This window comes from Melioribacter sulfuriphilus (assembly GCF_051488685.1).
Classification (GTDB): domain Bacteria; phylum Bacteroidota; class Ignavibacteria; order Ignavibacteriales; family Melioribacteraceae; genus Melioribacter.
In genome coordinates, this window is record NZ_JBPSEH010000002.1 from 104,294 (window position 1) to 130,698 (window position 26,405).

General features: G+C 35.1%; 29 protein-coding genes. 25 read left to right on the forward strand and 4 right to left on the reverse strand.

Annotated features, from left to right (window positions below):
- The first annotated feature begins 9 nt into the window (after positions 1–9).
- From acpS to ACSSV9_RS03755, 22 genes are all read left to right on the forward strand, one after another.
- Positions 10–387 carry a holo-ACP synthase gene (gene acpS, locus ACSSV9_RS03650; protein ID WP_437345871.1) on the forward strand — a complete coding sequence of 126 codons (378 nt, stop codon included), beginning with the start codon at positions 10–12 and terminating at the stop codon, positions 385–387.
- A gap of 61 nt (positions 388–448) precedes the next feature.
- A complete protein-coding gene (gene mnmA / locus ACSSV9_RS03655) occupies positions 449–1,537 on the forward strand; it encodes a tRNA 2-thiouridine(34) synthase MnmA (protein ID WP_437345872.1) in 1,089 nt (362 codons plus the stop codon).
- Between the two features lie 140 nt (positions 1,538–1,677).
- Complete coding sequence (locus ACSSV9_RS03660; protein WP_445480906.1) at positions 1,678–2,157, forward strand: HNH endonuclease; 480 nt, start codon at positions 1,678–1,680, stop codon at positions 2,155–2,157.
- Between the two features lie 65 nt (positions 2,158–2,222).
- On the forward strand, positions 2,223–3,203 hold the full coding sequence (gene trpS, locus ACSSV9_RS03665; RefSeq protein WP_437345874.1) for a tryptophan--tRNA ligase: 981 nt from the start codon (positions 2,223–2,225) through the stop codon (positions 3,201–3,203).
- On the forward strand, positions 3,203–3,922 hold the full coding sequence (locus ACSSV9_RS03670) for a segregation and condensation protein A (protein WP_437345875.1): 720 nt from the start codon (positions 3,203–3,205) through the stop codon (positions 3,920–3,922). The genes trpS and ACSSV9_RS03670 overlap by 1 nt, the downstream gene beginning before the upstream one ends.
- Positions 3,915–4,571: an SMC-Scp complex subunit ScpB gene (gene scpB, locus ACSSV9_RS03675; protein WP_437345876.1), complete on the forward strand. Its 657-nt coding sequence runs from the start codon at positions 3,915–3,917 to the stop codon at positions 4,569–4,571. Before ACSSV9_RS03670 ends, scpB begins: the two co-directional genes overlap by 8 nt.
- Positions 4,552–5,265: a pseudouridine synthase gene (locus ACSSV9_RS03680; protein ID WP_437345877.1), complete on the forward strand. Its 714-nt coding sequence runs from the start codon at positions 4,552–4,554 to the stop codon at positions 5,263–5,265. The genes scpB and ACSSV9_RS03680 overlap by 20 nt, the downstream gene beginning before the upstream one ends.
- The gene (dacB, locus tag ACSSV9_RS03685; RefSeq protein WP_437345878.1) at positions 5,255–6,724 is read left to right on the forward strand and encodes a D-alanyl-D-alanine carboxypeptidase/D-alanyl-D-alanine endopeptidase; all 1,470 of its coding nucleotides are present in this window, start codon (positions 5,255–5,257) and stop codon (positions 6,722–6,724) included. Before ACSSV9_RS03680 ends, dacB begins: the two co-directional genes overlap by 11 nt.
- A 51-nt stretch (positions 6,725–6,775) precedes the next feature.
- Entirely contained in the window at positions 6,776–8,245 is a 1,470-nt protein-coding gene (lysS, locus tag ACSSV9_RS03690; protein WP_437346145.1) for a lysine--tRNA ligase, read from the forward strand.
- A 2-nt stretch (positions 8,246–8,247) separates the two neighbouring features.
- The gene (locus ACSSV9_RS03695; RefSeq protein ID WP_437345879.1) at positions 8,248–9,843 is read left to right on the forward strand and encodes a S41 family peptidase; all 1,596 of its coding nucleotides are present in this window, start codon (positions 8,248–8,250) and stop codon (positions 9,841–9,843) included.
- Positions 9,833–10,366 carry a gamma carbonic anhydrase family protein gene (locus ACSSV9_RS03700; protein ID WP_437345880.1) on the forward strand — a complete coding sequence of 178 codons (534 nt, stop codon included), beginning with the start codon at positions 9,833–9,835 and terminating at the stop codon, positions 10,364–10,366. Before ACSSV9_RS03695 ends, ACSSV9_RS03700 begins: the two co-directional genes overlap by 11 nt.
- Before the next feature lie 8 nt (positions 10,367–10,374).
- The gene (gene ybeY / locus ACSSV9_RS03705; protein ID WP_437345881.1) at positions 10,375–10,812 is read left to right on the forward strand and encodes an rRNA maturation RNase YbeY; all 438 of its coding nucleotides are present in this window, start codon (positions 10,375–10,377) and stop codon (positions 10,810–10,812) included.
- Positions 10,805–11,284, forward strand: coding sequence for a DUF494 family protein (locus ACSSV9_RS03710; protein ID WP_437345882.1), 480 nt, complete (start codon positions 10,805–10,807; stop codon positions 11,282–11,284). Before ybeY ends, ACSSV9_RS03710 begins: the two co-directional genes overlap by 8 nt.
- An 11-nt stretch (positions 11,285–11,295) precedes the next feature.
- Positions 11,296–13,506: a type I DNA topoisomerase gene (topA, locus tag ACSSV9_RS03715; RefSeq protein ID WP_437345883.1), complete on the forward strand. Its 2,211-nt coding sequence runs from the start codon at positions 11,296–11,298 to the stop codon at positions 13,504–13,506.
- An 11-nt stretch (positions 13,507–13,517) separates the two neighbouring features.
- Positions 13,518–14,426, forward strand: coding sequence for a tyrosine-type recombinase/integrase (locus ACSSV9_RS03720; protein WP_437345884.1), 909 nt, complete (start codon positions 13,518–13,520; stop codon positions 14,424–14,426).
- Positions 14,423–14,725, forward strand: a complete 303-nt coding sequence (hpf, locus tag ACSSV9_RS03725) for a ribosome hibernation-promoting factor, HPF/YfiA family (protein ID WP_437345885.1) — start codon at positions 14,423–14,425, stop codon at positions 14,723–14,725. The genes ACSSV9_RS03720 and hpf overlap by 4 nt, the downstream gene beginning before the upstream one ends.
- Positions 14,725–15,735, forward strand: a complete 1,011-nt coding sequence (gene hprK, locus ACSSV9_RS03730; RefSeq protein WP_437345886.1) for an HPr(Ser) kinase/phosphatase — start codon at positions 14,725–14,727, stop codon at positions 15,733–15,735. The genes hpf and hprK overlap by 1 nt, the downstream gene beginning before the upstream one ends.
- Positions 15,736–15,794: 59 nt before the next feature.
- Entirely contained in the window at positions 15,795–16,709 is a 915-nt protein-coding gene (locus tag ACSSV9_RS03735; protein ID WP_437345887.1) for a M23 family metallopeptidase, read from the forward strand.
- A 13-nt stretch (positions 16,710–16,722) separates the two neighbouring features.
- Complete coding sequence (locus ACSSV9_RS03740) at positions 16,723–16,953, forward strand: DUF2795 domain-containing protein (RefSeq protein ID WP_437345888.1); 231 nt, start codon at positions 16,723–16,725, stop codon at positions 16,951–16,953.
- Positions 16,934–18,058 carry a DNA polymerase III subunit gene (locus ACSSV9_RS03745; protein WP_437345889.1) on the forward strand — a complete coding sequence of 375 codons (1,125 nt, stop codon included), beginning with the start codon at positions 16,934–16,936 and terminating at the stop codon, positions 18,056–18,058. Before ACSSV9_RS03740 ends, ACSSV9_RS03745 begins: the two co-directional genes overlap by 20 nt.
- Before the next feature lie 2 nt (positions 18,059–18,060).
- Positions 18,061–18,885 (forward strand): PSP1 domain-containing protein, encoded by an 825-nt coding sequence (locus tag ACSSV9_RS03750; protein WP_437345890.1) that lies wholly within the window; start codon positions 18,061–18,063, stop codon positions 18,883–18,885.
- Positions 18,886–18,901: 16 nt separating this feature from the next.
- Complete coding sequence (locus ACSSV9_RS03755; RefSeq protein ID WP_437345891.1) at positions 18,902–19,753, forward strand: 3-hydroxyacyl-CoA dehydrogenase family protein; 852 nt, start codon at positions 18,902–18,904, stop codon at positions 19,751–19,753.
- Positions 19,754–19,995: 242 nt separating this feature from the next.
- Here the strand turns inward: ACSSV9_RS03755 and ACSSV9_RS03760 are convergent, their stop codons facing one another.
- From ACSSV9_RS03760 to purF, 4 genes are read right to left on the reverse strand one after another with little or no spacing between them, the layout of a single operon-like run.
- Complete coding sequence (locus ACSSV9_RS03760) at positions 19,996–20,910, reverse strand: diacylglycerol/lipid kinase family protein (protein WP_437345892.1); 915 nt, start codon at positions 20,908–20,910, stop codon at positions 19,996–19,998.
- Positions 20,911–21,840 carry a signal recognition particle-docking protein FtsY gene (ftsY, locus tag ACSSV9_RS03765; RefSeq protein WP_437345893.1) on the reverse strand — a complete coding sequence of 310 codons (930 nt, stop codon included), beginning with the start codon at positions 21,838–21,840 and terminating at the stop codon, positions 20,911–20,913.
- On the reverse strand, positions 21,827–22,408 hold the full coding sequence (locus ACSSV9_RS03770; RefSeq protein WP_437345894.1) for a CDP-alcohol phosphatidyltransferase family protein: 582 nt from the start codon (positions 22,406–22,408) through the stop codon (positions 21,827–21,829). The genes ftsY and ACSSV9_RS03770 overlap by 14 nt, the downstream gene beginning before the upstream one ends.
- Positions 22,409–22,428: 20 nt before the next feature.
- Positions 22,429–23,934 (reverse strand): amidophosphoribosyltransferase, encoded by a 1,506-nt coding sequence (purF, locus tag ACSSV9_RS03775; protein ID WP_437345895.1) that lies wholly within the window; start codon positions 23,932–23,934, stop codon positions 22,429–22,431.
- Between the two features lie 271 nt (positions 23,935–24,205).
- Between purF and ACSSV9_RS03780 the strand changes: the two genes are divergently transcribed.
- The 3 genes from ACSSV9_RS03780 to ACSSV9_RS03790 all read left to right on the forward strand — a co-directional run bounded on the left by ACSSV9_RS03780 (position 24,206) and on the right by ACSSV9_RS03790 (position 26,348).
- Entirely contained in the window at positions 24,206–25,105 is a 900-nt protein-coding gene (locus tag ACSSV9_RS03780) for a hypothetical protein (protein WP_437345896.1), read from the forward strand.
- Positions 25,106–25,256: 151 nt separating this feature from the next.
- Positions 25,257–25,901, forward strand: coding sequence for a S24 family peptidase (locus ACSSV9_RS03785; RefSeq protein WP_437345897.1), 645 nt, complete (start codon positions 25,257–25,259; stop codon positions 25,899–25,901).
- 9 nt (positions 25,902–25,910) lie between these two features.
- Positions 25,911–26,348, forward strand: a complete 438-nt coding sequence (locus tag ACSSV9_RS03790; protein ID WP_437345898.1) for a hypothetical protein — start codon at positions 25,911–25,913, stop codon at positions 26,346–26,348.
- Positions 26,349–26,405: the final 57 nt, after the last annotated feature.

The following is a 26,405-nucleotide window of genomic DNA, read 5'->3' on the forward strand; positions in this document are numbered from 1 at the left end:
AGAAGGTATATGGTAATTGGACTGGGTATTGATATAATTGAGATCGACAGAATAAAGCAGAGTGTAGATAATTACGGCCAACGTTTTTTAGAAAAAATATTTACAATTTCTGAATTGGAGTATTGCTTAAATAAAAAGAATAAATATCAGCATCTGGCAGCGCGCTTTGCGGCAAAAGAAGCAATAACAAAAGCTCTCTCTTCAGTTAATGTTATCCCTGGATGGAAAGATATTGAAATCAGCAATCTCTCGAATGGAATGCCGGTTGTAAATCTGAGGAAAAATGAGATTAAAGAATTTCTTGGGGACAACAAAAAATTATTGATATCAATGAGCCATTCCGACAATTATGTTACTTGCGTTGCAATACTCACCACCACCTCCTGAAATTAGAACTTATTTCCTATATTTATCGTTTGAATTGTAGATTTTTTAAGAAAGGAATGTGATGAACAAAAATCGTGTAATCGTTGCCATGAGTGGTGGGGTCGATTCTTCGGTGGCTGCTGCAATTTTGAAAAAGGAAGGCTACGATGTAATTGGAATTACAATGAAAACATGGGGCTTTATGGAAGTTGGAGGAGCTCCAAAGCACGAATCGGGCTGCTGCTCGCTCGATGCAATTTTTGACGCTAAAAATGTAGCTGAATTAATAGGCATTCCGCATTATACAGTCGATTTCACAAAAGCTTTCGAAAAAGCAGTAATCGACGATTTTGTCAATGAATATCTTTCAGGTAGAACTCCGAACCCTTGTGTTGTATGCAATCGCAAAATTAAGTGGGAGGAGTTACTGAAAAAAGCTGATTCGCTCGATGCACAATATGTTGCGACAGGACATTATGCATTGGTGGAAAAAATTAACAATAGATTTACATTGAAATATTCAAAAGACCATAAGAAGGACCAGACGTATGCTCTATGGGGACTTACGCAGGAAAGCTTATCACGCACATTATTCCCGCTCGGTAAATATACAAAAGAAGAAGTGCGGTCAATCGCCGCAGACTTTGGATTGAAAACAGCAAGTAAACCGGATAGTCAAGAAATTTGTTTTGTGGCGGATAATAATTACGAAAGATTTTTACGCGAAAGAATTCCTGAGGTGGTCAACGAAATTCATGAAGGTAATCTGGTATACCATGGTCAGGTGGTGGGAAAACATAAAGGTTTTCCATTCTATACAATTGGTCAACGACGTGGACTCGGTGTATCATTCGGTAAACCTGTCTATGTGAAAAAGATCGACAATGAAACAAATACAATTGAAATTGGCGATAAAGAAGAACTACTTAAAAAGTACGTTAAAGCTTCGGATATAAATTACGTGAGTCGGCCTTCATTGAATAAAGGCGAAAAAGTCTTTGGAAAAATTAGGTATTCAGATACTGCCAAAGAAGCCGTTGTCCTCAAATCGTCTCAAGATACGATAGAAATTGAATTTTTAGAACCAAAAAATGCAGTTACTCCAGGACAATCTCTCGTTCTTTATGACAGTGATGGTTACCTATTAGCTGGTGGAATAATAGATAAGTGATAGGATTAGATCTTTCATAATTAATCAATTTTTTGCATATTGTACGCCAAATTATAACCATTGTATAATTTTGAACGAAGGAGGTCATCTTCGAACGTAAGTTCGGATCAAACGGAGCGCTTAATGCAAGGGTTCTATTATTGAACCAAAGTTACGAACCCCTTACAATTTGTAACGTAAAAAAGGCAATAATATTACTGCTTATGGGTAAAGCAGAATTAGTTGCAAAAAACAGCGCTCGACAAATTAGAACCGTAAGTAAATCTTATCCCTGGCCAAGCGTAATTAAGCTGAAAGATTATATTCGAGTTCCTTACAAAAAAATTATTCTTACCAGAAAAAATATACTCAAAAGGGATGGTCATCGATGTGCTTACTGCGGTAGAGGTGATTTACCATTGACGGTTGACCATGTTATCCCGAAATCAAGGGGAGGAACGGATACTTGGGAAAACCTGGTGGCAGCGTGTTTACCGTGTAATAATAGAAAAGGGGACAGAACTCCTGAAGAAGCGGGTTTGAAACTTAGAATCAAACCATATACACCCAATCACATACTTTTTATCAAGTCGGCGGCTGGCAGAATTGATAATGCATGGAAACCTTTCCTCTTCGATTAAAAGTAAGTTTCCTTTTTTTTCTTTATTTTTGTGCTCTATATTCATTAATTTATTCTAACTAAATTATGGCTAATAAACGAATTCTAAGCGGTATGCGCCCTACAGGCAAATTACATCTTGGACATTTTGTAGGCGCTCTGGAAAACTGGATTAAATTGCAAAATCAATACGAAAGTTACCACCTCATTGCCGATTATCACGTATTGACCACAGATTTATCCACTGAACATATTTATGACAATACAATTGAAATGGTTATAGACTGGCTATCCTCAGGACTCGATCCAGAAAAAAGTCCATTTTTTCGACAATCCCAGATTAAAGAACATGCCGAACTTTATTTAATTTTTTCAATGTTAATCACAAAATCTCGTCTGGAAAGAAATCCCACATTAAAAGAGCAAATTCGCGATTTGAATATCGAAAACGTTGTATATGGACATCTTGGTTATCCTGTCTTGCAGGCAGCCGATATTTTATTATATAAAGGCGAACTGGTACCGGTAGGGGAGGATCAGGTTCCGCATATCGAAATCACACGCGAAATTGCCAGGAAATTCAATAATCAATACGGGGAGGTTTTTCCGGAACCGGAGCCACTTCTTACGAGTTTTTCGCGTTTACCAGGACTTGATGGCAATGCTAAAATGTCGAAATCGATTGGAAATGCAATTCTTTTGTCCGACGAGCCAGAGACTGTCAATGCAAAATTAAGAAAAGCCGTAACGGACACTTTAAAAATACGGAAAAACGATCCAGGCCGTCCAGAAGTTTGTCTGGTATTTACATATCACAAAAGATTCAATCCTGAGGAAACAGAAAGCATTGATGCAGATTGCCGTAGTGGCGCTCTCGGATGTGTGGAATGTAAATCGAGATGTGCTGCTAAAATTAATGAATTCCTCGTACCTATTATCGAAAAACGGAAATATTACGAACAGAATATTGATCTGGTAAAAGATATATTGCACAATGGCGAAGCTAAAGCAAAAGTTGTGGCACAACAGACGATGGACGAAGTTCATTCAAGTATGAAATTCGGATAATGTATAAAATCAAACTTACACAATTCGAAGGACCGCTCGACCTTCTGCTATTTTTTATCAAACGGGACGAGCTTAATATTTACGATATCCCAATATCGAAAATTACCAAAGACTTCATGGACTATCTTAAAATGCTACAGCAACTCGACCTCGAGATAGCTGGAGATTTTATTTTAATGGCTGCCACTTTAATGCAGATAAAGGTTAAAATGCTCCTTCCGAAAGAAGTGGACGAAAAAGGCGAAGAAATCGATCCAAGAGCTGACCTCGTAAAAGCACTCCTCGAATATAAAAGATATAAAGAAATGACTGAGGAATTTAGCTTTATGGAATCGAATATGAGAAACTATAGTTTCCGTAGTAATTTCGAGTACGACGAAAAGGAAAAATCTGCTAATCTCGATGTCTTGTTAAAAAATATTTCCATCTATGATCTTATTAAAGCCTTCAAAAAAGTAATTGAATCGAAGAAGGAAGAACCCGTTCACGAAATTAAAAAATGGAATGTTACAATTGAAGAACAGATCGATTATATTGAAAAAAAAGTGAAGTTGCACAAGAGAATTACATTCAATGAATTGATGAAAGAAATGGTAAACAAAATTAGGATTATTGTTACATTTATTGCAGTTTTGGAGATGGTTAAATCCGGTCAGGTCGGTATTGAAGAATCTCCAAATTTTAATGACTTTATAATCTACGGGCTCTCTGATGGATAATCTCTATTATTCGGTTATCGAAGCGTTGATTTTTGCTTCTGACGAACCTTTGCCAGCTAAAGAAATTGTCAATGCCATTAAAGAAATTGACGGCGCGGATACCGATATTTCTGTCGAAGAAATCGATGCGGCTGTTAATTTGCTCAATGAAAAATATGAAGAAAATGGCCATGCATTTAAGATCCTGAGAATTGCCAATGGTTATATTTATGCCACAAAAGCTGACCATGCAAAATATGTCGGCTTTCTTTCAACAGAAAAGAGTAAACGTCGACTGAGTCAAGCTGCTCTCGAAACTTTAGCAATTATAGCTTACAAACAACCAATTACAAAGCCAGAACTTGAAACAATTCGCGGTGTGAATTCCGATTATACTTTGAATACTTTGCTCGAAAAGAATTTGATTACCATCAAGGGGAGAGCTGATACTGTAGGGCGTCCGCTTCTTTACGGTACTACGGACGAATTTTTAAAATATTTTGGACTGAATAGTCTTACCGATTTGCCGAAACCACGTGAAATCGAAGAGATTATGAAAGACGAAGATTTTCAGGAACAAAAACGAAGAATTATGATGAACAAAATTGAAGAAGAACTTGAAAATGAAATTAACGACGAAGGCACAAACGATGAAGATACGATTGAATAAGTTTCTTTCGGAATGCGGAATCTCCTCAAGAAGAAAATCGGAAGAATACATTAAAATGGGACGAGTTTCAGTAAATGGTAATGTCATTACCGATTTTAGTTTTTATGTTGATCCTGAGAGTGATATTGTTTATCTCGATGGAGAAAAACTTAAGCCCGAAAAAAAAGTTTATTTCCTCCTCAATAAACCCAGAGGTTTTATTACAACGACAAGTGACGAAAAGAATCGGAAAAAAGTAACTGATTTGATTAAAACTAAATACAAGATTTTTCCCGTTGGTAGACTCGATTACAACACAACCGGCGTGCTTATATTGACTAACGACGGTAACTTTTCGAATTTCTTGACGCATCCGAGTAAAAAAATTCCACGCGTTTATCATGCCACGCTCGATAAACCGTTGTCTATAGAACACGCCGATAAATTGTTGAAAGGAATTTATCTCGATGGTAGAAAAAGCAAATTCGAAGAAATTAAAATCATCAATTACAAAAACAAAAAAATGGTGGAAGTAACAACCGTAGAAGGCAGAAATCATTTTGTAAAGAGAATGTTCGGACAGCTTGGTTATTTTGTGAAATCTCTCGAACGAGTAAGCTTCGGCATATTTAATATCGAAAAACTTCCATACGGATCTTATAGAGAAATTACGATTAACGAAATTGAAAAAGTTTATAAAACCTATGATAATTAGACTTTTCCTGATATTGCTCTTATCTTGCTTTGTCTATGCTCAGAACGATTCGTTGAAAGAGCAATATTCAATTAAAGAATTGAGAGAACAGCTCGACGATTCTTTTAACGACCCGGCATTGAATAATGCTTTTGTAGGAGTTTTTATTAGGTCATTAAAGTCCGGAGAAACTATTTACAAGAAAAATCCGGACAAGTTATTTATTCCAGCGTCGACTGTTAAACTCTTCACAACAGCAGCAGCACTATTTATATTGGGACCCAATTTTACGTATGAAACAACAATTTATACCGACGGCGAAATTACGAACGGCATTCTTAAAGGAGATTTGCTTGTATCCGGCTCGGGCGACCCATCGATTTCTAATCGATTTTACAACGGAGCTCCAACGGTAGTTTTCGAAGAGTGGGCTCAACAGCTATTAAATAAAGGCATCAATAAGATAGAAGGTAATCTTTATTTTGACGACCACGCATTCGACGATATACCGCTGGGAGAGGGATGGGCGTGGGATAACGAAAGTTATTGGTTCGCTGCACCCTCAGGTGCTCTCAGTTTTAACGATAATTCTATTGAAATTACAATCACTCCGTCCGAATTAAAATTCCCTGCTAAGTATAAAATTTCTCCTAATACAAATTATGTTAAAATCATTAACAAAGCAGTAACTACAGATGGCGAAACGGAAATCGACGTAACGAGAGAAAGAGGCTCTAATGTAATTTATATTAACGGTTTGATTAATATTAAATCCGAGCCAGTAGTTAAAAATATTTCAATTAGCGGACCCGCATACTATTTTATGACACTATTTAAAGAAACTTTGAATGCTCGAGGTATTCAGGTTGAAGGAGAAATTCTCGACTACAACACGACAGATAAATTTATTATAAAAGACGAGATGACTCCTCTCTTGATTCATCGATCGGTTCCGTTGTACAGAATAGTCAACGAAACAAATAAAAACAGTAATAACTTTTATTCAGAGCAACTATTAAAAACAATTGGACTTGAAGTCTATGGATACGGTTCGGCTGAGAATGGTCTGGACGCATGCAGAAAACTTTTTAATGACATCGGAATTAATGTTGATAATCTAAATCTTGTAGACGGTTCCGGTTTGTCGAGGATAAATCTTGTAACACCGCGTCAAACTGTCAATCTTTTGACCTATCTCTTTAAATCGGAAATGTCGGACTATTTCTATAATTCATTACCAATTGCGGGCTTTGATGGAACTCTTGCAAATCGTATGAAAAATACTCATGCTAGTAATAATTTAAGAGCAAAACCGGGTTACAGTCCCGGTGTATCAACACTTGCAGGCTATGTTAAAACCATTTCCGGCGAAATCCTGGCATTCTCTATATTTATTAATAACTATCTGTCATCATCTAATCTGGTAAATTATATAATTGATAATGCTTGCAACAAGTTAGTCAATTTTGTTAGAAATTAATACGGAGGAAAAGTGGAAAACCATAATCTCGAAGCAGAATATAATTCATTAATGAAGAGAAGAAGAGAAGAATTCGAAGAATTAATTAAAAGAGGTATTTTACCTTATGCATATAGCTATGATGTCGACAGCTACTCGATCGATATAAAACAAAATTACGAAAGGTACGAAGGCAAAGATGTAAAAGTTGCGGGACGCATTATGGCATTGAGGCGCATGGGAAAAGCTACGTTCGCTCATATTCAGGATAGCAAAGGCAGAATCCAGATTTATCTCAAGAAAGATGATCTGGGGGATATATACGATATTTTTAAACTACTCGATATTGGTGATATTATCGGAGTGGAAGGATTTGTATTCAAAACTAAAACGGGTGAGATTTCCGTACACTCAAAATCGTATCAACTACTTGCCAAATCCTTAAGACCTATTCCAATTGCCAAGGAAGTTATTGATGAAAACGGGAATAAGATTATTTATGACCAATTTGCAGATAAAGAGTTAAGATACAGGCAAAGATATGTAGACTTGATTGTTAACCCTCAAGTAAAAGATGTTTTTATCAAAAGAGCACAAATTATTACGCAAATAAGAAAGTACCTGGACGATAATGGTTTGACTGAAGTAGAGACCCCAATCCTGCAACCTTTATACGGAGGCGCTGCTGCTCGTCCTTTCATTACACATCATAATGCCCTTGATATCGATTTGTATTTAAGAATTGCAGACGAGCTCTATTTAAAACGTTTAATAGTAGGTGGTTTTGACGGTGTTTACGAGATATCGAAAGACTTTAGAAACGAAGGAATGGACAAAACGCATAACCCTGAATTTACAATGCTCGAGCTTTATGTGGCTTATAAAGATTACGAATGGATGATGGAATTTGTTGAAAAGATGGTAGTAGAGCTGTGCAATAATGTATTCGGCAAAACTCAATTTGAAATCGAAGGTACGGAAATTAATTTCAATCCTCCGTGGAAGCGAATATCAATGGTTGATGAATTGCTTAAAGTTACTGGTATCGACGTACTAAAAGCTGATTATAACGAGCTGGTAAAGGCACTTAAAGAAAGAGGTATAGAGCCTAAGGGAGGTGAATCGAAAGGCAAGTTAATCGATGAGCTATTTGAAGCAACGATACAACCCTCTTTGATACAGCCTACATTTGTTGTCGATTATCCATTAGAACTTTCGCCGCTTGCCAAAAAGCACAGGTCAAAAGAAGGATTGGTAGAAAGATTTGAAGGTTTTGTGCTCGGCAGGGAAATTTGTAACGCCTTTAGCGAATTAAATGATCCGATCGACCAGAAAAAACGATTCGAACAACAGGCAAAAATGCGAGAAGAAGGCGATGAAGAAGCTCACCAGATCGACGAAGACTTTGTAAGAGCACTCGAATATGGGATGCCTCCTACAGCTGGACTGGGAGTTGGTATTGACCGACTTGTTATGCTACTTACAAATCAGCCTTCGATCCGAGACGTTATTTTGTTTCCTCAAATGAAGCCGGAAAATTAAGAATGAAGAAAATTATTCCTGCGATAGTAATTTCGATACTTCTCGGATTTTTTGTGGGTGTTAAACTCGACGATTTATTATTCCCTTTAAAAGATGTTCAACTGGATAAATTCGAAAAAGCTTACAGGTATACTTCTTATTTCTATGTCGATTCTCTCAATGAAAATGAATTGGTTGACAATGCAATCGAAGGTATGCTTAAAAATCTCGATCCGCATTCGGTTTATATAACGCCTGAAGAATTCTCATACGAAGAAGAAGAGATGAGAGGTAATTTCGAAGGTATCGGCATCGAATTTCAAATACTGAAAGATACTATTGTTGTAGTCTCTCCAATAACTGGAGGTCCAAGCGAATCAGTTGGTATTTTAGCCGGCGATCGGATTATTAAAATTGAAGGCAAGGACGCAACTGGACTGACGAATGACGATGTAATTAAATTGTTGAGAGGAAAAAAAGGAACTCCTGTGAGTGTTACAGTATTAAGACCATCGAATAATTCAACAATCGATTTTACTATTGTCAGGGATAGAATAAATTTAAATTCAGTAGACATTGCATTGTTATATAACGGCAATATTGGATATATCAATTTGACACGCTTTTCGGAAACTTCTACCAGGGAAGTTATTGAAGCGCTCAATCGACTGCGTAAAGAGGGAATGGAAAAACTTGTTCTTGATTTGAGAAATAATCCGGGGGGACTTCTTACACAAGCTTTTAACATTGCTGATTTATTTATCGACAGTACAAAAATGATTGTCTACACTAAAGGAAGATATGCTGAGTTTGACGAAGAATTCCGTGCACGTCGCAATTATCCATTCGAAAAATTACCATTGATAATTCTGGTTAATCGTGGCTCGGCTTCTGCCAGCGAAATTGTAGCTGGTGCAATACAGGACTGGGACCGTGGTTTGATTGTCGGTGAAACAACTTTTGGAAAAGGCCTGGTTCAGAGACAATTTGTCCTACCGGATAATTCCGCATTACGAATTACAGTCTCAAAATATTATACCCCCTCAGGAAGAGAGATCCAGAGAAATTACAAGAATCGAGAAGAATATTACAATCAAATTAATTACAGAGAAGAACCCGATTCGATTAATATCAACCATAATTATGAAGATAGCTCTACTGTAATTTTTTATACTAAACACGGGCGTAAGGTTTTTGGAGGCGGAGGCATTACTCCCGACATCATTATCGATGCCGAAAAGAGTTCTGACTTTCTGGTTGATTTACGAAAAAATAATATCTATTATCGATTTGTAAGAAATTATCTCGATAGGAATGGACAAAGACTGAGAAATCTTTACTCTTCAGATATGAATAATTTCTTGCGCAATTTCGATTTCGACTCGAAAGAAATCAATGAATTCTTGCAGTTTGCTAAAAACAATAATATCAAATTTACATCTAAAGATTTTCAAAACAACAGAAAATTTCTACTTGGAATATTAAAGGCGTTTGTTGCGCGTGAACTCTTTAAAGAAAAAGGATGGTATTCTGTTCTTTTGAATATCGACAGACAATTTCAGAATGCACTGAAGTATTTTGAAGAAGCAACTAAATTACCAGGCTTTTATGGAAATTAAGCTCTATCCTTACAAAGAAAAATATCCGATTCTTGCTCCTGATGTTTTTGTAGCTCCAGGTGCTAAAATTATTGGTGATGTCGAAATACAGGAAGGTTCTTCCGTGTGGTACAACGTTGTAATTCGCGGAGATGTCAATTACATTAGAATTGGAAAAAATACAAATATTCAGGACGGCTCGGTTCTTCACGTTACAAATCAAAAATTTCCACTGATTATTGAAAATAACGTAACAATCGGACACGCTGCAATTCTACACGGAGCAATTCTTAAGGAAAATTGTTTTGTCGGTATGGGAGCAATTCTACTCGATGGAGCCATTCTCGAAACAAATTCCATGGTGGCCGCTGGCTCTCTGGTTAAACAGGGATTCGTTGTACCATCAGGTAAACTCGTCGCTGGCGTGCCGGCAAAAATTGTTAGAGAACTGACCGATGAAGAAATCGAGATGATCCATCAATCTGCTCGTAATTATAAGGAGTATGCCAGAATTTCAGCAGAATCTCTTAATAATCATATCTAGGTGTAAAATTGCTCAGAAATGTTTATGTATACACGTCTTATAAAATTTCAAAAAAAGTTATTCATAGAATTATTAAATTATTAAAAGACGATAACGGTCTAAAAATAATTAATCTTGAAATAAGTATAGTGGATATAAGCTCAATCGTTGAATTAAATAAAAAATATCTGAACCATAATTATGCTACCGACGTTATTTCATTAAATTATTCGGAAAGTAGTTCTATTATTGACGGTGAAATATTTATTTCTTATAATGTTGCCGAAGAAAACGCCAAAAAATATCGAGTTTCCTTTGATGATGAATTAAAAAGGCTTCTCATCCACGGTATTTTGCATTTAATCGGATATGACGATGGAACACCAGCATTGCGAAAAAAAATGAAACTTAAAGAAGATTTTTATGTTAAAAAGGCAAAAATTTTAGGAAGTTTGATTTATGGATAATATGAAACCCGAAGTAATTGAAATTATATCTAAAATTCTGGAAGGACTTGGTAAAGGTAAGTCGCTCGAAGAATTGAATAAATATTTTACTGAAAAGAAAAAGTACGACAAACAGACTCTCAATATTGCCTTCAGTCTTATTTATGATAAAATAATTCTCCAAAACAGTTTTCAAATGCTCGAAGAAAAAGCTGGAATTAATAGGTTTAGAAAGAGCTTCAGATTTCTTACTGAAGAAGAGAAAGATGCTCTGGGCGTGGAGAATTATAATTATCTAATGCATTTAATAAACGTAGGATTAATAACTCCTACTACTCTCGAAGATATTCTCGAACAGATTTCGATGTTTCCGGAAAATAAAATAAGTAGAAACGAATTGAACTGGATTGTTCTTCTGTCTCTTGTCGATTTCGAATCCGACGTTCCACCCGGCAGTCGAATTCTGCTTTATACTTCCGACTACGTCAATTAAGGTGAAAAATTATGAGCAAAGATCTTATTCTTGTTGAATCCCCTTCAAAAGCTAAGACGATTAATAAATATGTAGGTAATAAATATATTGTCGAAGCTACGATAGGACATATTAAAAATTTACCAAAGAGTAAACTGGGAATTGATGTAGAAGACCAGTTTAAAACCAAATTTGTGACGATTCGCGGCAAAAGTGATATAATTAAGAGAATTAAGAATTTAGCGGCGAAGTCGAAAAATATTTATATTGCAACTGACCCCGACCGCGAAGGTGAAGCAATAGCTCAGGACGTGGTCGATATTTTAAACAAGGAGGACAGAGCCAAAGTGCGGCGCGTATTATTTAACGAAATAACAAAAAATGCCGTAAATAGAGCTCTCGAAAATCCTCTTCAGATTGACGATAAATTGGTCAGTTCTCAACGAGCCCGCCGTGTGATGGATCGTATTATCGGGTATCAGGTAAGTCCATTTCTCTGGAAAGCTGTTATCGACCAATATGGAAGTTCACTTTCAGCTGGAAGAGTGCAGTCGGTTGCGCTTCGATTAATTTGCGAGCGGGAAGAGGAAATTGATAAATTTATTTCGACTGAATACTGGTCAATTATCGCCGTTTTCAAAACCGACAGGGGAGAAGAATTCTCGGCAAAACTATTTGAAATCGAAGGGAGGCAATTAAAAATTCAACCCAAACCCGAAATGACGGATAAAGAATGGGAAGAATTTTTGAAGAAAAACTTTGCCATCAATTCCAGAGAGATAGCAGATAAAATTATTTCGGAAATCAAAAGCGTAAAGGAATTTAAGATTTCCGAAATTAATAAACGCCAGACGAAAAGGAATCCGTCGCCTCCATTTATCACGAGTACTTTACAGGTTGAAGCATCGAAGCGACTCCGATTTCGACCTCGCCGCACTATGATGCTTGCACAGCAACTCTACGAAGGGGTGTCGATCGGTGATGAAGGTCTTACAGGTTTAATTACTTATATGAGAACCGACTCAACTCGTATGAGCGATGAAATTTTAAACGATGCACGTCATTATATCAGAACTCAATATGGCGACGAATATTTACCCGATTCCCCGAGAACTTATCTTTCTAAAAATAAAAATGTGCAGGATGCTCACGAAGCAATTCGTCCAACTTCACTTAAATATACACCAGAATATGTTAAACCGTATCTTGATTCTTCACAGTACAAACTTTATGAATTGATCTGGAATCGCTTCATAGCCTCACAAATGGAACCGGCAGTATTCGAGAATACTACAGTTTCAGTTATAGGCGATAAATTCGTTTTTAAAGCTACTGGTTCAACTTTATTATTTGACGGTTTTCTTAAAGTATACGACGATTCAAACGGCAACGAAGAAAACAATGATACAGATGACCTGAAAAATATAAAAATACCAGCAGGACTCAATAGCAACCAAATCCTTAATCTGGTAGATCTAAAATCGAATCAACATTTTACAAAACCACCGGCTCGTTATACAGAAAGTAGTTTAATAAAGGAATTGGAAAATAAAGGCATAGGACGACCGAGCACTTACGCTTTAATTGTCGGCACTATACTCGATAGAAAATATGTTGAAAGTGTAGACCGTAAATTAGTGCCAACGGAACTCGGCAAAAAAGTAAACGATATTTTAGTAAAGAATTTTCCGAACATTTTCGATGTAGGCTTTACAGCAAAAATGGAAGATGAACTCGACTCGATTGCCGAGGGAGAAAATGATTATGTACAGGTTCTTACAGATTTTTATCAACCTTTTTCTGAAACGCTTGCTAAAGTGGAATCGAAGCTCGAAAAAATTAAGTGCGAAAAGTGCGGTTCAGACATGGAAGTGAAAATTGGCAGGTATGGAAAATTTCTTGCATGTACAAATTACCCCGAATGTAAAAACATTAAATCTCTTAAAGAAATCAGTAATTCAAACAACGAGCCCGAATATACAGGCAATACATGTCCAAAATGTGGAGGTAGAACTCTTTACCGCGAAAGCAAATATGGCCGTTTTATCGGTTGCGAAAACTATCCTGAATGCGATTATACAGAACAAATTACAACTGGTATTAAATGTCCGGAATGCGGCGAAGGAGAATTGATTCCTAAAAGGACTAAACGTGGTCGAATTTTTTACAGCTGTAGCAGATATCCCGATTGTGAATATGCAACATGGAAGCTTCCTAAAGAGGAAGAGGTCGACAACGACTAACTCATAATTTTATGTCCTATGAAAAAATAAATAATATCGTTGGCAAATTGCTGTCCGAAATGTCGGGAGTCAATCGGGTATCTCAAAATACCGTCGACGCATATTCCACTGATTTAAATCAATTTGTCGAATATTGCGATGAATTAGGTGTTTCGTCTCTGGATAAAATTACCGGAAGACATCTTCGTAATTACCTTGTCAGGTTAAATGAAAAGGGAATTAGCAAAACTTCGGTGGCTCGTAAGCTATCGGCATTGCGCAAACTTTTTCAATTTGCTTTAAAGAATAATTTAATAGCATCTAATCCGATAAAGAAAATATCCAATCCGAAAGTCAAAAGGAAACTGCCTGAAACAATAAGTGCCTCATTTTATGAAGATATCATTTCCAAAATTGATACAATAGATGAAGACGAAATGGTAAGAAGGACTTATAAAATAATTGTAGAACTTTTATATGGATGTGCTCTTCGGGTTTCTGAACTGACATCGCTAAAACTGAAAGATGTTGACCTTAGCAATAAAACTATTAAAGTATTTGGTAAGGGTTCCAAAACAAGGTACGTCCCGATCGGCGCAAAAACATATCAAATTTTGAAAGAATATATCGATAATATGGAATCAAAAAACAGTAATGACTTTTTGATTACATTAAATGGTAAGCCAGTGGATAGGTTTTATATTTACCGCCTCGTTAGAAAATTATTGAGTGGTTACGAATTAAAACGCAAAAGTCCACATATTTTCAGACATAGTTCAGCTACTCATATGCTTGACAACTATGCTGACCTTCTTGCTGTTAAAGAATTTCTCGGGCACGAAAATCTTTCTACCACTCAAATCTATACGCACGTCAGTATCGAGAGGATAAAAAAAATTTATAAACAAGCTCATCCAAAATCAAAAAAGGAGTCGTTATGAATATTAAAATTACATCGCGTAAATTCAGAGCAAAAGATTCCTTGAAGAATTTCATCAAAGAGGAAATCAAGTCGGCAGAAAAATTTTACGACGAGATCCTGGACGTCGACGTCATATTGAGCTATACAAAACCAGAGGACAGTATAAAAACTGCTGAAATAATTGCACAAATACCGGGTAAAACGTTATCTGTTTCGCACTCCAGTGACGACTTTGAAAAATCGGTATCTGCTGCAGTCGAAAAATTGATACGTCAACTCCAAAAGATTAAGACACAAAGGAACGCAAGGAAAAAATAATGAAACTTGACGATAGAAATATCTCAAGAAAAGAATATATAACCGTTGATTTCTTTTTCAAAAAGACAAAAGAAAAATTCAAATTACGTTTGCTCAACGAGCGGGTCGGTTTTGAAAGAAAAATTAAAGACCAGAATCTGCATCGTCCGGGTTTACCACTTGCAGGTTTTTTAGACCTGTTTGCTTATAGCCGAATTCAGGTTTTTGGAAATACGGAAATGAGCTATCTCCACAGTTTATCGAAAGAAGAAAGGAGGAATTCATTAAACCGCATTTTCAAATTCGAAATTCCTTGTATAATAATAACAAATAGCAATCTTCCTTCGCCGGAAATGATTGAGCTCGCAAACGAATTTAACATTCCCATTTTTGGTTCAGATTATACTACAACGAAATTAATTTATTTACTTGGAGATTTCCTCGACGACCAATTTGCGCCACGCATAACAGTACACGGTTCGCTTGTCGATGTCTACGGTGTCGGTATTTTGTTCACCGGTAAATCAGGTATTGGAAAAAGCGAAGTTGCACTCGATCTTGTCGAAAGGGGACACAGACTCGTTGCCGATGATGTCGTAATTTTAACTAAAAAGGGGGAAGGAATTCTGATGGCTTCGGGGACCGACCTGGTTAAACATTTTATGGAATTAAGAGGCATCGGAATTATCGATATTCGGAGTATGTTTGGTGTGCGCGCTATTCGATATCAAAAACGTCTTGAAGTAGTTGTTGAGCTCGAAATATGGGACGATAAAATCGATTATACACGTACGGGACTCGAGGATTCGTTCATTAAAATTCTCGACATCGAAATACCGTATATAAAACTTCCCATAATTCCGGGAAAGAATATTACCGTGATTTCAGAAATTATTGCTATTAATTATTTACTGAAGCACTACGGTTACGACGCAGCAAAAGTCTTACAAAAAAGAATAGAGGATCAAATTCGTAAAAAAGGCGAAGATTACGACCGTACGGTCGATTATTTCGAGCACGATTTTGAATAGCCTTTTCTACTTGACACCCGATAATGGTTTTATTATTTTCGACACACAAATAAATTATTATGAAAAAATTTTACTACTTTTCAAAATCTAAGCTTAAGTTTGTAGAAGTCGAAAACTTCTACAAAAAGTTCCTGTTTTTAGTGGCCTTCTTATCGGTCGTAATATCTTTCTTTATTTTTGGAACTTACCTTGTTGTTAACGAGTTTATTAACCCAGATTCAGAAATCAGAAAATTGAAAAAAGACAATGCACTGTTGCGGTCAAAACTTGAAATGATGACTGAAAAATACGTTGAACTCGATAAAAGGGTTAAAGAATTGAAAGATTTAAGCTATTCATTGCGACTGACTGCAAATCTTGAAATCGACAGCAGTGTATTTGGCACAGGAGGAGCTGCCTTTACTCCAATTACAACTAACGATCCATCGTCAATAACAAGTTTCGTAAAAAATCTTGATAAACTGGTCAACAAAGTTGAAAACAATCTAAATTCTGAGCGTAATAATTACAATGAAATTGTCAGAAAACTAAAAGAAAACGAAGTGTTGTTTGCCTCAATTCCTGCAATAAAACCATGCTCGGGAACAATTGCAGACGATTTTGGTTTAAGGATGCACCCGATTTTAAAGGTTAAAAGAATGCATAGCGGTGTGGATATTATCACGGACGTCGGCACAAAAATTTATGCACCGGGTAATGGTACTGTAATTTTTGAAGGCAATCGAGGCAGTTACGGATTAACACTTGAAATTGATCACGGCTTCGGTTATAAAACAATTTATGCTCATTTAATGAAGACTAAAGTAAAAATTGGTCAAAAGGTAAAACGAGGCGACCTGATTGCCTATTCTGGGAATTCAGGCTTATCAACCGGTCCTCATTTACACTACGAAGTTAGACATAATGATGTTCCTTTAAATCCATTGAATTTTATTTATGAAGACTTGGATTTATTTGAATTTGTAAAAAAATAGAGGAGATAGCTATATGATATGGACCATTGAATTAGCATCATATTTAGACGATGCACCGTGGCCCGCTACGAAAGAGGAGCTCATTGACTATGCCGAACGTATTGGTGCTCCTATTGAGGTTATTGAGAACCTGCAGGAATTAGAAGATACAGATGAGCCATACGAATCAATTGAAGATATATGGCCTGACTATCCAACAGATGAAGATTTCTTTTATAACGACGATGAAGAATATAAATCCTGATAACATGTGGGAGGATGTCTACGAACAAACCAGAGCCAAAGAAATATTAACAAGATTTATTAAATCAAGGCGTGTACCACACGCCTTGATTTTTTATGGCTCAGAAGGTGTAGGTAAGTTTAATACCGCAATAAATTTTGCCAAATCAATTTATAAAGAAATTACTTCTGATGGTCACCACTTAGAAAAAATAGATAAGTTAAGAGAACCGTATATCAAGTTAATAACACCTCTTCCAAGAGGCAAAGGAGAAACTCCTGAAGATTCTCCCACTTCCAAGCTTACCCAAAATCAAATTGAAAACTTACAATCAGAAATTGAAAAACTAATTGAAAATCCTTACCATAAATTAAATATAGATGATGCTAATACAATTAAAATAAACAGCATCCGTGAAATAAAAAAATTTATAAGCGTTGATTATCATGATATTCCTTACAGATTTATATTTATTCTGGATGCTCATTTAATGAATGAACAAGCCCAGAATGCGCTTCTAAAAAGCCTGGAAGAACCTCCAGAAGGACTCGTCTTTATTCTTATTACAAGTAATATTGATTTATTGCTACCGACAATTCAATCCCGATGCTGGCAAATTAAATTCCAGCCATTGAGTGAAAAAAGTGTGGTCGAGATATTAAAAAGTAAATTTGACATAGAAGACGACAATGCTCGTCGAGCCGCACATTTTTCTGGCGGTTCAATCCACACGGCACTAAAACTGATTGAATACGATATCGAATTTCTGCTTGAGACAGTGATATCGATTTTACGATATTCTATTGCACGCAAGTTTTACACAACTACTGAATACATCAATAAAATTGTCAGCTCGAAAAATGTGGAAGAACTGACACTGATAATTTCACTTATCAAAGTCTGGCTAAACGATTTAATACGCAATCGTTATTCGTACAATGATTATTATTATGAAGAATTTCGTGATACATTGATTAAATTCAACGAAAAATTTCCTGAAGCTCAGGTAGAAAAGGTATTTGAAAATTTAACCGAATATGAAAAAGGGCTATCCAGAAATTCGAACTTGAATGTGATAACTCTTAATCTTATATTTGAATTAGCTTCATTGTCAATGAGGAATTAAAATTGATTTATATAAATCGTTCTCTCAATTTAGAGTTAAATAATACGGATAAATTAAGTTCGTCAAATGGAAATATTCCATTTTACCAGTCAATCGTAATAAGTAAATTTCATGCCAGTACGTATCATAGTTGCTTCAATTGCACAAGAGAATTTTCTTCTCACGCACCGCTCGATAAGCGCAATATTATAGAAATCGATTGCGACGGTTTACTTAATTGTGAGTATTGCGTGGTCGAAAATGGTCTACAGGTCTATCCATACGATTTTGTTATCGTTAAGCAAAATGAAGATCTCGAAGTTGCTCAAGTTAAAGCAATCGGGGAAATTGTTCGTATAAAACGGAGTTCTGCAGGTCTTTACGGTGAAGATCTACCCGTTGTTATTAGAAAAATGAATGATGAAGACGTACAAAAACTCAATCGAAATTTAAAAGATGAAGAAAAAGCTGTCGGGGTTTTTAAAAATGCAGTTGCACAGCATAACCTTGAAATGAAACTCGTTAAAATTCATTACCAGTTTGACAGAAAAAAACTCTATTTTTTCTATACTGCTGATGGAAGAATCGACTTCAGAGAATTAGCTAAAACACTGGCAGCAGAATTTAAAACACGTATTGAATTACGTCAAATTGGCGTAAGAGACGAAGCCAGGGAAATAGGGGGAATCGGAACGTGTGGCAGGGAATTCTGTTGCACATCCTTTTTGAATAATTTTAGAAAAATTACAACTCAGCTTGCCACCGAACAAAATTTAATGTCAAGTTTAGGAAAATTGAGTGGTCCTTGTGGCAAACTCAAATGTTGCCTCTCTTTTGAAGTAGAATAAATAACTGGAGAAAAATATGTCTTCAAAATTAACAGCCGTAGTTGGTGCAGGAACTATGGGCTCAGGGATTGCGCACGTTTTGGCCTTAAATGGATATAGAGTCCAATTATGTGATCTTAATAACACCATATTGAATAAAGCTATCGATGCTATTTCAAAAAATATGGATAGACAGATTAAAAAGAATATAATTAACGAAAATGAAAAAATTGAGGCTCTGCAAAGAATTAACACTATCGATAGAATTGATAAAATTGATCTAGCAACTGATATAATTATCGAAGCAGTGGTAGAGAATTATGATGTTAAAACAAGTATTTATAATGAGTTAACAAATTTCATTAAAAGTGATGCAATAATTGCTACAAATACATCTTCTATTTCAATAACAGCATTAGCACCTAAAAGTCGAGCAGCTAATTTTATTGGTATGCATTTTATGAATCCCGTTCCAGTTATGAAGCTAATTGAAGTTGTCAGAGGATACGAAACTTCAGATAAAACGGCAAATTATGTAATAGAATTGGCAAAAAATCTTGGTAAAATACCTGTTGAGGTCAACGATTATCCAGGTTTTATTAGTAATCGAGTGTTAATACCAATGATTAACGAGGCAATTTTTGCTCTCTATGAAGGTGTGGCTACTGCAGAAAATATCGATTCAATAATGAAATTGGGAATGAATCATCCAATGGGACCGCTGGAGCTTGCTGATTTTATTGGCTTAGATGTATGTCTTTCGATAATGGAAGTTTTATATGAAGGATTTAACGATTCCAAGTATAGACCGTGTCCGTTGCTGAAAAAAATGGTTGCCGCCGGTAAATTAGGACGAAAATCAGGTGAAGGATTTTATAAATACGAATGAGCACATAATGTATATTATGTAAACTAATTTTTATAAATTACTGAATCTGTAATATAAATAAATAACTAATATTAATAATACCAGCCAGATTAAAGGACTCCTCCCTTTTTTCTTAAATTTTCTGCTGCGATTAAAACCGAGGCGCCTTTTTAAACGTTCCTCGCGGTCTTCTTCGGGGTTATAAAACCGCGGTATATACTCAAAATCCTTATGTTTTGGCTTTTTAATTAACATACCAACACTCAATTTGAGATAATTTTTAGTTTGTTTTTTAATATCGTTACATTAATCTCTGATGCTCGCTCGGATATAATTTCGCCGTCAGCATGTACATAATAAGGCCTCTTTAGTTTAATATTGATCTTATCTGAATTAAAAAAAATTGCCTCTTTTGCCGATTCAAGTTTGTTCATTACTGCCAATGGCAGTTTGCGGAGAATTTTAAGCTTTGCCATATGATCAATTACACAAATATCGAGTAAATTGTCGTCAATTTTTGCATTTGGAGTCAAATAAAATCCACCCCCGGAAGTTTGACCATTGCCAATAGTTATTAATAATTTTTTACCATTTATCTGCTTCGAATCCGATTTTAATTCTACATCTAAAGGTTGATAATTCATTAAACCGACAATGACTGCAAAAATATAAGAAACAATTCCATTTAAACGTTTGGATCTCTGGTTTAATTTTGCTACCAGTGCATCAAAACCAATACCTAAGCTGTTGATAAATCGGAAATTAATTTCTCTGTTATCTTCTTTAATTTTTGCATTACCGATATCGAAATTCTTTACTGTTGTAGAGTTAAAAATCAGACTTAGATTTTTATCAATATTTTTATCTAAGTTTAAATTTCTTGCAAAATCATTACCTGTACCAAGAGGTAAAACACCTAAGGATAGATTTGATTCCGGGTTTATACCATTTATTACTTCATTAAGAGTTCCATCGCCGCCTACAGAAATTAGATGTGTGAAATTTTTCGATAATTTTTCTACAAGATTTACAATATGTCCAGGAAATTCTGATATCTCGATATGATGTTCAACCTTTTTGCGAAAAAGAAACTCTTTTATCTTGTAGAGTGAACTGAGAGCTTTTCCTTTGCCAGCAACAGGATTAATAATAAATAAATATTGATGCTTGTTATTCATTTAATTACCAAACATTGCTTCAATAAATTCTTTAGGTGAAAAATCCTGTAAATCTTCGATTCCCTCTCCTACGCCGATATATTTAACCGGAATTTTTTTCTCTGCTATTATTCTAAAAATGACACCACCTTTTGCTGTACCGTCAAGTTTAGTGATGATTATTCCCGTAGGTTTTGTATATTTCTCAAATTCCTCAACTTGACGAACCGCATTTTGACCAGCTGTACCATCAAGAACCATCAGCACTTCGTTGGGAGCATAAGGGAGCAAATTGTTAATAACGCGATGAATTTTGTTGAGTTCATCCATTAGATTTTTTTGTGTATGTAATCTACCGGCTGTATCGATAATAACAATATCTGTACCGTCTTTTTGAGCGGATTTTATCGTATCAAATGCCACTGCCGAAGGTTCTTTTGAATTCGTACTGATTATGTCAACTCCAGCTTTCTTTGCCCATATTTCGAGCTGATCATTTGCTGCTGCTCTAAAAGTATCAGCAGAACCAATTTTCACTTTCAAACCAGACTTCTTAAAATTATAAGCCAATTTACCTATAGTAGTAGTTTTACCTGAACCATTAACACCAATTATAACAATTACATAAGGTTTTTTTGATAAATCAATTTCTCCATTAATATTTACCTGATTTAACAACGATTCAAGTTCTTCTTTTATTATTTTCTGGAAGTTTTCAGCAGACCTGTCAGATTCTTTTTTAAAAAGTGCCCTTGCTTTTTCGATTATTTCTTCGGCAATTTGAGAGCCAATGTCGCTTGTTATCAATATTTCTTCGAGTTCTTCGAGTGTCTTTTCGTCAACTTTTGCCTTGCCACTAATAGTTTCTGATATTTTATTGAGCAAATTATCGCGTGTTTTGGACAAACCCTCTTTTAGTTTACCGAAATTTATGTTTTTAAATAGCTTCATTTTTTTTGTACCATTTAATTGATTCATATGCTCGAATAGAATAACCGATTAAAGAGAGATAACAAAGTAAGAGACTTAAATAAAATATCGTCTTATAAAAAAAAGTAATTTCACAACCTGCAATTACAAGGAGCAAATAAATGCCAATTGAGAATGCAGTAATTTTCCCTAGTAGATTAGATGGGAGCACTTTTTTTATTATTTGGGATACGACAATTCCTCCAGAGAAAATAAGTAGATCGCGTAAAATTACTGTCCAGAAATAAAGTGGCACAATATATTCATGTCGGTAAAGTTGCAAAATTATGACAAATATAACAATTTTATCGGCTAAGGGGTCAATAATTTTACCGAATTCGCTTATCTTGTTGTATTTTCGAGCAATATAACCATCAAGTATATCTGTAAGAAAGTCGATAAAAATTAAAAGTAGTACGTAATATCGATTTGTAGCTGTCTCAATATTCGATAATAATATGAACAATGGGATTGCAGTAAGTAACCGTAAAAAACTAAATAGATTTGGTAATGTAAAAATATTTAATTTATTAGCTATATTATTGTTCATAAAATTTATATAACTAATTGTTATACAATGTCATATTCTTCTTTACTTATACCCATTTCTACTGTTACAGGATAAACACCAGTAAAACAGGCTGTACAGAAGTCTGATGGTTCATGGTCTACCATTGATTGAAGCATTTCGTCTACTGTCATATATTCAAGTGAATCGACTTCTAAGAATTTTCTTATTGCTTCTACGTCACTTTTGTATTTGTATGCAATCAATTCTGATTGTGACGGGAAATCCATACCATAATAGCACGGACTGACAATTGGTGGTGAAGAAATTCTCAAATGAATCGATTTTGGATTTGCTTCGCGGAGCAAGTGTACTAATTGTTTCGAAGTTGTGCCACGTACAATCGAATCGTCGACAAGCACAATTGTTCTATTTTCAAGTACACCTTTTACAGTATTGAACTTAATTTTTACGCCAATTTCACGGGCTTTTTGTCCTGGTAGTATAAATGTTCGACCAACGTAGTGGCTACGTATCAGTCCTATTTCTAATCTTGAAGGAATTCCCATTTTAGCTAATTGACTTTGGTATCCAATTGCAGCAGTGTTAGAACTATCAGGAACGCTAATTACAATTACTTTTTCTCCATCCGGATCTTTGACTGGATGTTTTTCTGCCAAAATTTTGCCCAATTTGCGTCTTATTTTGTCGACATTTGTACCGAATATTTTGCTATCGGGACGTGAGAAATAGATATATTCGAAAACACAATGCTTTTTTGAGTTTTTTTCGGGAAAGATCGAAAAGGATTTAAAGGTTCCCTTTTCCAGAGTTTCTTCATCAATAACAAGAATTTCGTTTGGCTCAACGTCGCGTATATATTCACCGGAATTTATATCGAGGGCACAAGTTTCAGATGCAATTATGAAAGCATTTCCTTTTTTTCCAACAGCCAAAGGTCTGAATCCATGAGGATCACGGGCTGCGATCAGTTTGTCGTCTGTCATAATGACCAGACAGTATGCTCCTTTAATTTGTTGTAGTGCATCCCGAATTTGATCTATCTGGTCGTCGTATTTGCTCCTGGCAATTAAATGAAGAATTACTTCAGTGTCGCTTGTAGTCTGGAAAATTGCTCCCTCGGCAACTAACTTTTGTCTTAATTCTTTCGCATTAGTTAGATTGCCATTATGTGCAAGTGCTAAATTGCCCGAGCGGTAATTGACTACAAAGGGCTGAATATTTTTTTTAGAATCTGCTGAACCTGTCGTTGAGTATCGATTATGCCCTATTGCGCATACTCCTGTCAATACATTTTCGAATAAATTCTGGTCATTAAAAACTTCGGAAACTAATCCAAAATTTTTATGATACCGAAATACTTTTTGCCCTTTTTGATTATATGTCGATGTTACAATACCGGCTCCTTCCTGTCCTCGATGTTGCAAAGCATGAAGTCCATAATAAGTTTTTACTGCTGCATCTTTACATCCGTATATACCAAAAATACCGCAGTGACATTGTGGCTTATCATGCAACGTATTAATCTCAATATGTCTATCTTGCATTTTTTCGTATCTTTTTGTTTGAATTGTACCACAAAATATAACACATACTTAACACATAATAAAGATAAGTAGAATGGACTTCATTGAAAATCAGTCGCTTCCATTGCAAAAAATTATGTTAATTGATTCATTATAATTTTTCTTGCACAAATTACTTCTTAATTTTAATTTATAATTAACAATTACAGATAATTTAATATATCTGTATATACTCCCATTTTTTATGTGAATTTTCGATAGCAGTGAAATTTCAAATAAATACGTTGAAGCTATGAATTCAGAATTAATTAATTCAATTAATGAACTTACACTGATTTATAAAAAGAGCAAAGACGAAAGGCTTTTACAGGAAATTAATCGCTTGCTTCGGCTACTCGAATATCAATCCTGGTATTTAAAGGCCACACTCGGAATTATCGACTTTAGACACGATTACTATGAAGACCCCGAGATTAAGAAGTACGAAGAACTATTCAGCCATAGTAATGCATTCTCTAAATTTCATCTTATAATTCCCCTCTTGATGTATTTATTTAAAAATTACAATAATGAAATGAATGTTCTTGATATGAGTATTTCTTTTATGAAAGAATTAAAAGATTTTTTGCGACCGGGTGATTATGCCAAGACAAGGACAGGAGCTCAGCGCTTTATTACAAATACAAGATTTGCTTCAAATGAATTGAGAAGATTGGGAATGCTTCGTTCTGATCGTGATCATTTTTTTCACAGTTGGAAATTGTCCCCTTATGGAGTTCTCATTGCCGGAAGTCTTTATATTGATTTTGTATCGCATGAGTTAAATAAATTTCTCGATTATAAATTAAATAAGGATAGTGCATATATTAATTCCCTCAATTTAATAACTGAAACTGCCAATGAGATAGTTGAAAAAAATAAATTTGACATGATACTCAGATTTATTTTAGAGGAAGAAATAATTTATTATATGATGAGATTATATGAGGACTCTTTCAGGCAATTTGTGAAATTGGTAAACAATTTTATAAATAGTAAATATAACCGTAATGCAGAAGAAGACCTGGAAAAATTTCTAAATGAGCTTAAATACGATAAAGAAATTTCCAGACTCGCCGACTCCATAAAAATCAGAAAGGAAATTGATTATAATATGAAACAATTTTACTCGATTATAAATAATGTTAAATGAAATTAGAAAGTTATTAAAAGAATATTAGCTGGGCATAAAGTTCTTAAAGAACAAACTGGTTTTAAAAAGGGCTCCTACAAAAAATAGTTTCTTGTACAAAATAAATGTTAAATGAGGGCAAATTAAACAAGAATAAAATAAAGAGGGAAAAATGGGGTGGGATGCATTTCTAAATAATTTATTACGTGAACTAAGGCTTAGTCCTTATGAATTATCAAAAATTGCTAAAATCGGCCACTCGAACATAATGCGTGTACTTAGAGGCCAGACAAAAAGACCATTTCCTAATACTATACATAAAATTGAACAGGCTTTGAACATCTCTATTGACGATTCAAATATTAATAACATTACTTACAAAAAGCTGCCACCAAAAAATGAACATGATATCAACAAAATCATATATTCAAACAATAGAGGGTACCCCCTATTGGCACACATCAATTCACTATCCCCCGAAAATCTGTTCAATGATGAAAACGTCATTGGACAAGTTGCATTTACTTACAAAAAAGAAGAAAGATGCTTTTTTGTAAAGGCAGAGGGCGATTCAATGCACCCGACAATAAGCGACGGTGATTATGTTTTTGTTGACATGGACGAACCAATCCATAACAACAATATCATAATCACTATTTTGCGAGATGGCCGTCAATTAATAAAACGATACAAAAAAATAAGCGACGACCTCGCTTTGCTCTATAGCGATAATTACAAATACGAGCCCTTTCCAGTTCAGCTAAAAGATATTCTTCTTAGTTACCGGGTAGTAAAAATCATTAAAAACAATATTTAGGAGGAAAAAATGAAAAAATTATTTATTTTCATTGCATTCTTCCCCTTTCTACTAAGTGCACAGGATATCAAAATCGGATTCGGTGCGGATTATCTTACCAATCCAGAAATTACAAGCTTTAATATCGGGTTATTAAAATCTAACTATGGAATTCTAACTTCAGTCGGATACGGTAAAAAAGACGATACAGGTTATGGAGATTACAAACTCACTGCTACCAGTATAAAATTGCTATATGCGGAAAAGTTATTTAATCTAAATGCAGGCGCAATGCTATTGAACGACGAAGGATTTTCGTCTATAAAAGATGGATTGAAGTTCACAGGCGGATTTGGCCTAAATTTCACAACAGAAAAAGCTCTCTATATGCTTACTGTTAATTTTTTAGTACTTCACAATAAAAAATATACATTCGGGTATGGCTTAGGTTTAAGCGCATGGTTCTAGAATGAGTTTAAGGGGTGTTTATTTAATGAAGCGGAGTCTGTTTTACTGGCTCCGCTT

Bases quoted from the DNA above. Each gene is read 5' to 3' on its own strand.
- scpB (WP_437345876.1), top strand. From the start codon at position 3,915: ATGGATAATCTCTATTATTCGGTTATCGAAGCGTTGATTTTTGCTTCT.
- topA (WP_437345883.1), top strand. From the start codon at position 11,296: ATGAGCAAAGATCTTATTCTTGTTGAATCCCCTTCAAAAGCTAAGACG.
- lysS (WP_437346145.1), top strand. From the start codon at position 6,776: ATGAAGAGAAGAAGAGAAGAATTCGAAGAATTAATTAAAAGAGGTATT.
- ACSSV9_RS03710 (WP_437345882.1), top strand. From the start codon at position 10,805: ATGGATAATATGAAACCCGAAGTAATTGAAATTATATCTAAAATTCTG.
- hpf (WP_437345885.1), top strand. From the start codon at position 14,423: ATGAATATTAAAATTACATCGCGTAAATTCAGAGCAAAAGATTCCTTG.
- purF (WP_437345895.1), bottom strand. From the start codon at position 23,934: ATGCAAGATAGACATATTGAGATTAATACGTTGCATGATAAGCCACAA.
- ACSSV9_RS03720 (WP_437345884.1), top strand. From the start codon at position 13,518: ATGTCCTATGAAAAAATAAATAATATCGTTGGCAAATTGCTGTCCGAA.
- ACSSV9_RS03770 (WP_437345894.1), bottom strand. From the start codon at position 22,408: ATGAACAATAATATAGCTAATAAATTAAATATTTTTACATTACCAAAT.
- ACSSV9_RS03695 (WP_437345879.1), top strand. From the start codon at position 8,248: ATGAAGAAAATTATTCCTGCGATAGTAATTTCGATACTTCTCGGATTT.
- ACSSV9_RS03700 (WP_437345880.1), top strand. From the start codon at position 9,833: ATGGAAATTAAGCTCTATCCTTACAAAGAAAAATATCCGATTCTTGCT.
- ACSSV9_RS03785 (WP_437345897.1), top strand. From the start codon at position 25,257: ATGGGGTGGGATGCATTTCTAAATAATTTATTACGTGAACTAAGGCTT.
- ACSSV9_RS03670 (WP_437345875.1), top strand. From the start codon at position 3,203: ATGTATAAAATCAAACTTACACAATTCGAAGGACCGCTCGACCTTCTG.
- ACSSV9_RS03780 (WP_437345896.1), top strand. From the start codon at position 24,206: ATGAATTCAGAATTAATTAATTCAATTAATGAACTTACACTGATTTAT.
- dacB (WP_437345878.1), top strand. From the start codon at position 5,255: ATGATAATTAGACTTTTCCTGATATTGCTCTTATCTTGCTTTGTCTAT.
- mnmA (WP_437345872.1), top strand. From the start codon at position 449: ATGAACAAAAATCGTGTAATCGTTGCCATGAGTGGTGGGGTCGATTCT.
- ACSSV9_RS03760 (WP_437345892.1), bottom strand. From the start codon at position 20,910: ATGAATAACAAGCATCAATATTTATTTATTATTAATCCTGTTGCTGGC.
- hprK (WP_437345886.1), top strand. From the start codon at position 14,725: ATGAAACTTGACGATAGAAATATCTCAAGAAAAGAATATATAACCGTT.
- ACSSV9_RS03755 (WP_437345891.1), top strand. From the start codon at position 18,902: ATGTCTTCAAAATTAACAGCCGTAGTTGGTGCAGGAACTATGGGCTCA.
- ACSSV9_RS03790 (WP_437345898.1), top strand. From the start codon at position 25,911: ATGAAAAAATTATTTATTTTCATTGCATTCTTCCCCTTTCTACTAAGT.
- ACSSV9_RS03745 (WP_437345889.1), top strand. From the start codon at position 16,934: ATGAAGAATATAAATCCTGATAACATGTGGGAGGATGTCTACGAACAA.
- ACSSV9_RS03735 (WP_437345887.1), top strand. From the start codon at position 15,795: ATGAAAAAATTTTACTACTTTTCAAAATCTAAGCTTAAGTTTGTAGAA.
- acpS (WP_437345871.1), top strand. From the start codon at position 10: ATGGTAATTGGACTGGGTATTGATATAATTGAGATCGACAGAATAAAG.
- ftsY (WP_437345893.1), bottom strand. From the start codon at position 21,840: ATGAAGCTATTTAAAAACATAAATTTCGGTAAACTAAAAGAGGGTTTG.
- trpS (WP_437345874.1), top strand. From the start codon at position 2,223: ATGGCTAATAAACGAATTCTAAGCGGTATGCGCCCTACAGGCAAATTA.
- ACSSV9_RS03680 (WP_437345877.1), top strand. From the start codon at position 4,552: ATGAAGATACGATTGAATAAGTTTCTTTCGGAATGCGGAATCTCCTCA.
- ACSSV9_RS03740 (WP_437345888.1), top strand. From the start codon at position 16,723: ATGATATGGACCATTGAATTAGCATCATATTTAGACGATGCACCGTGG.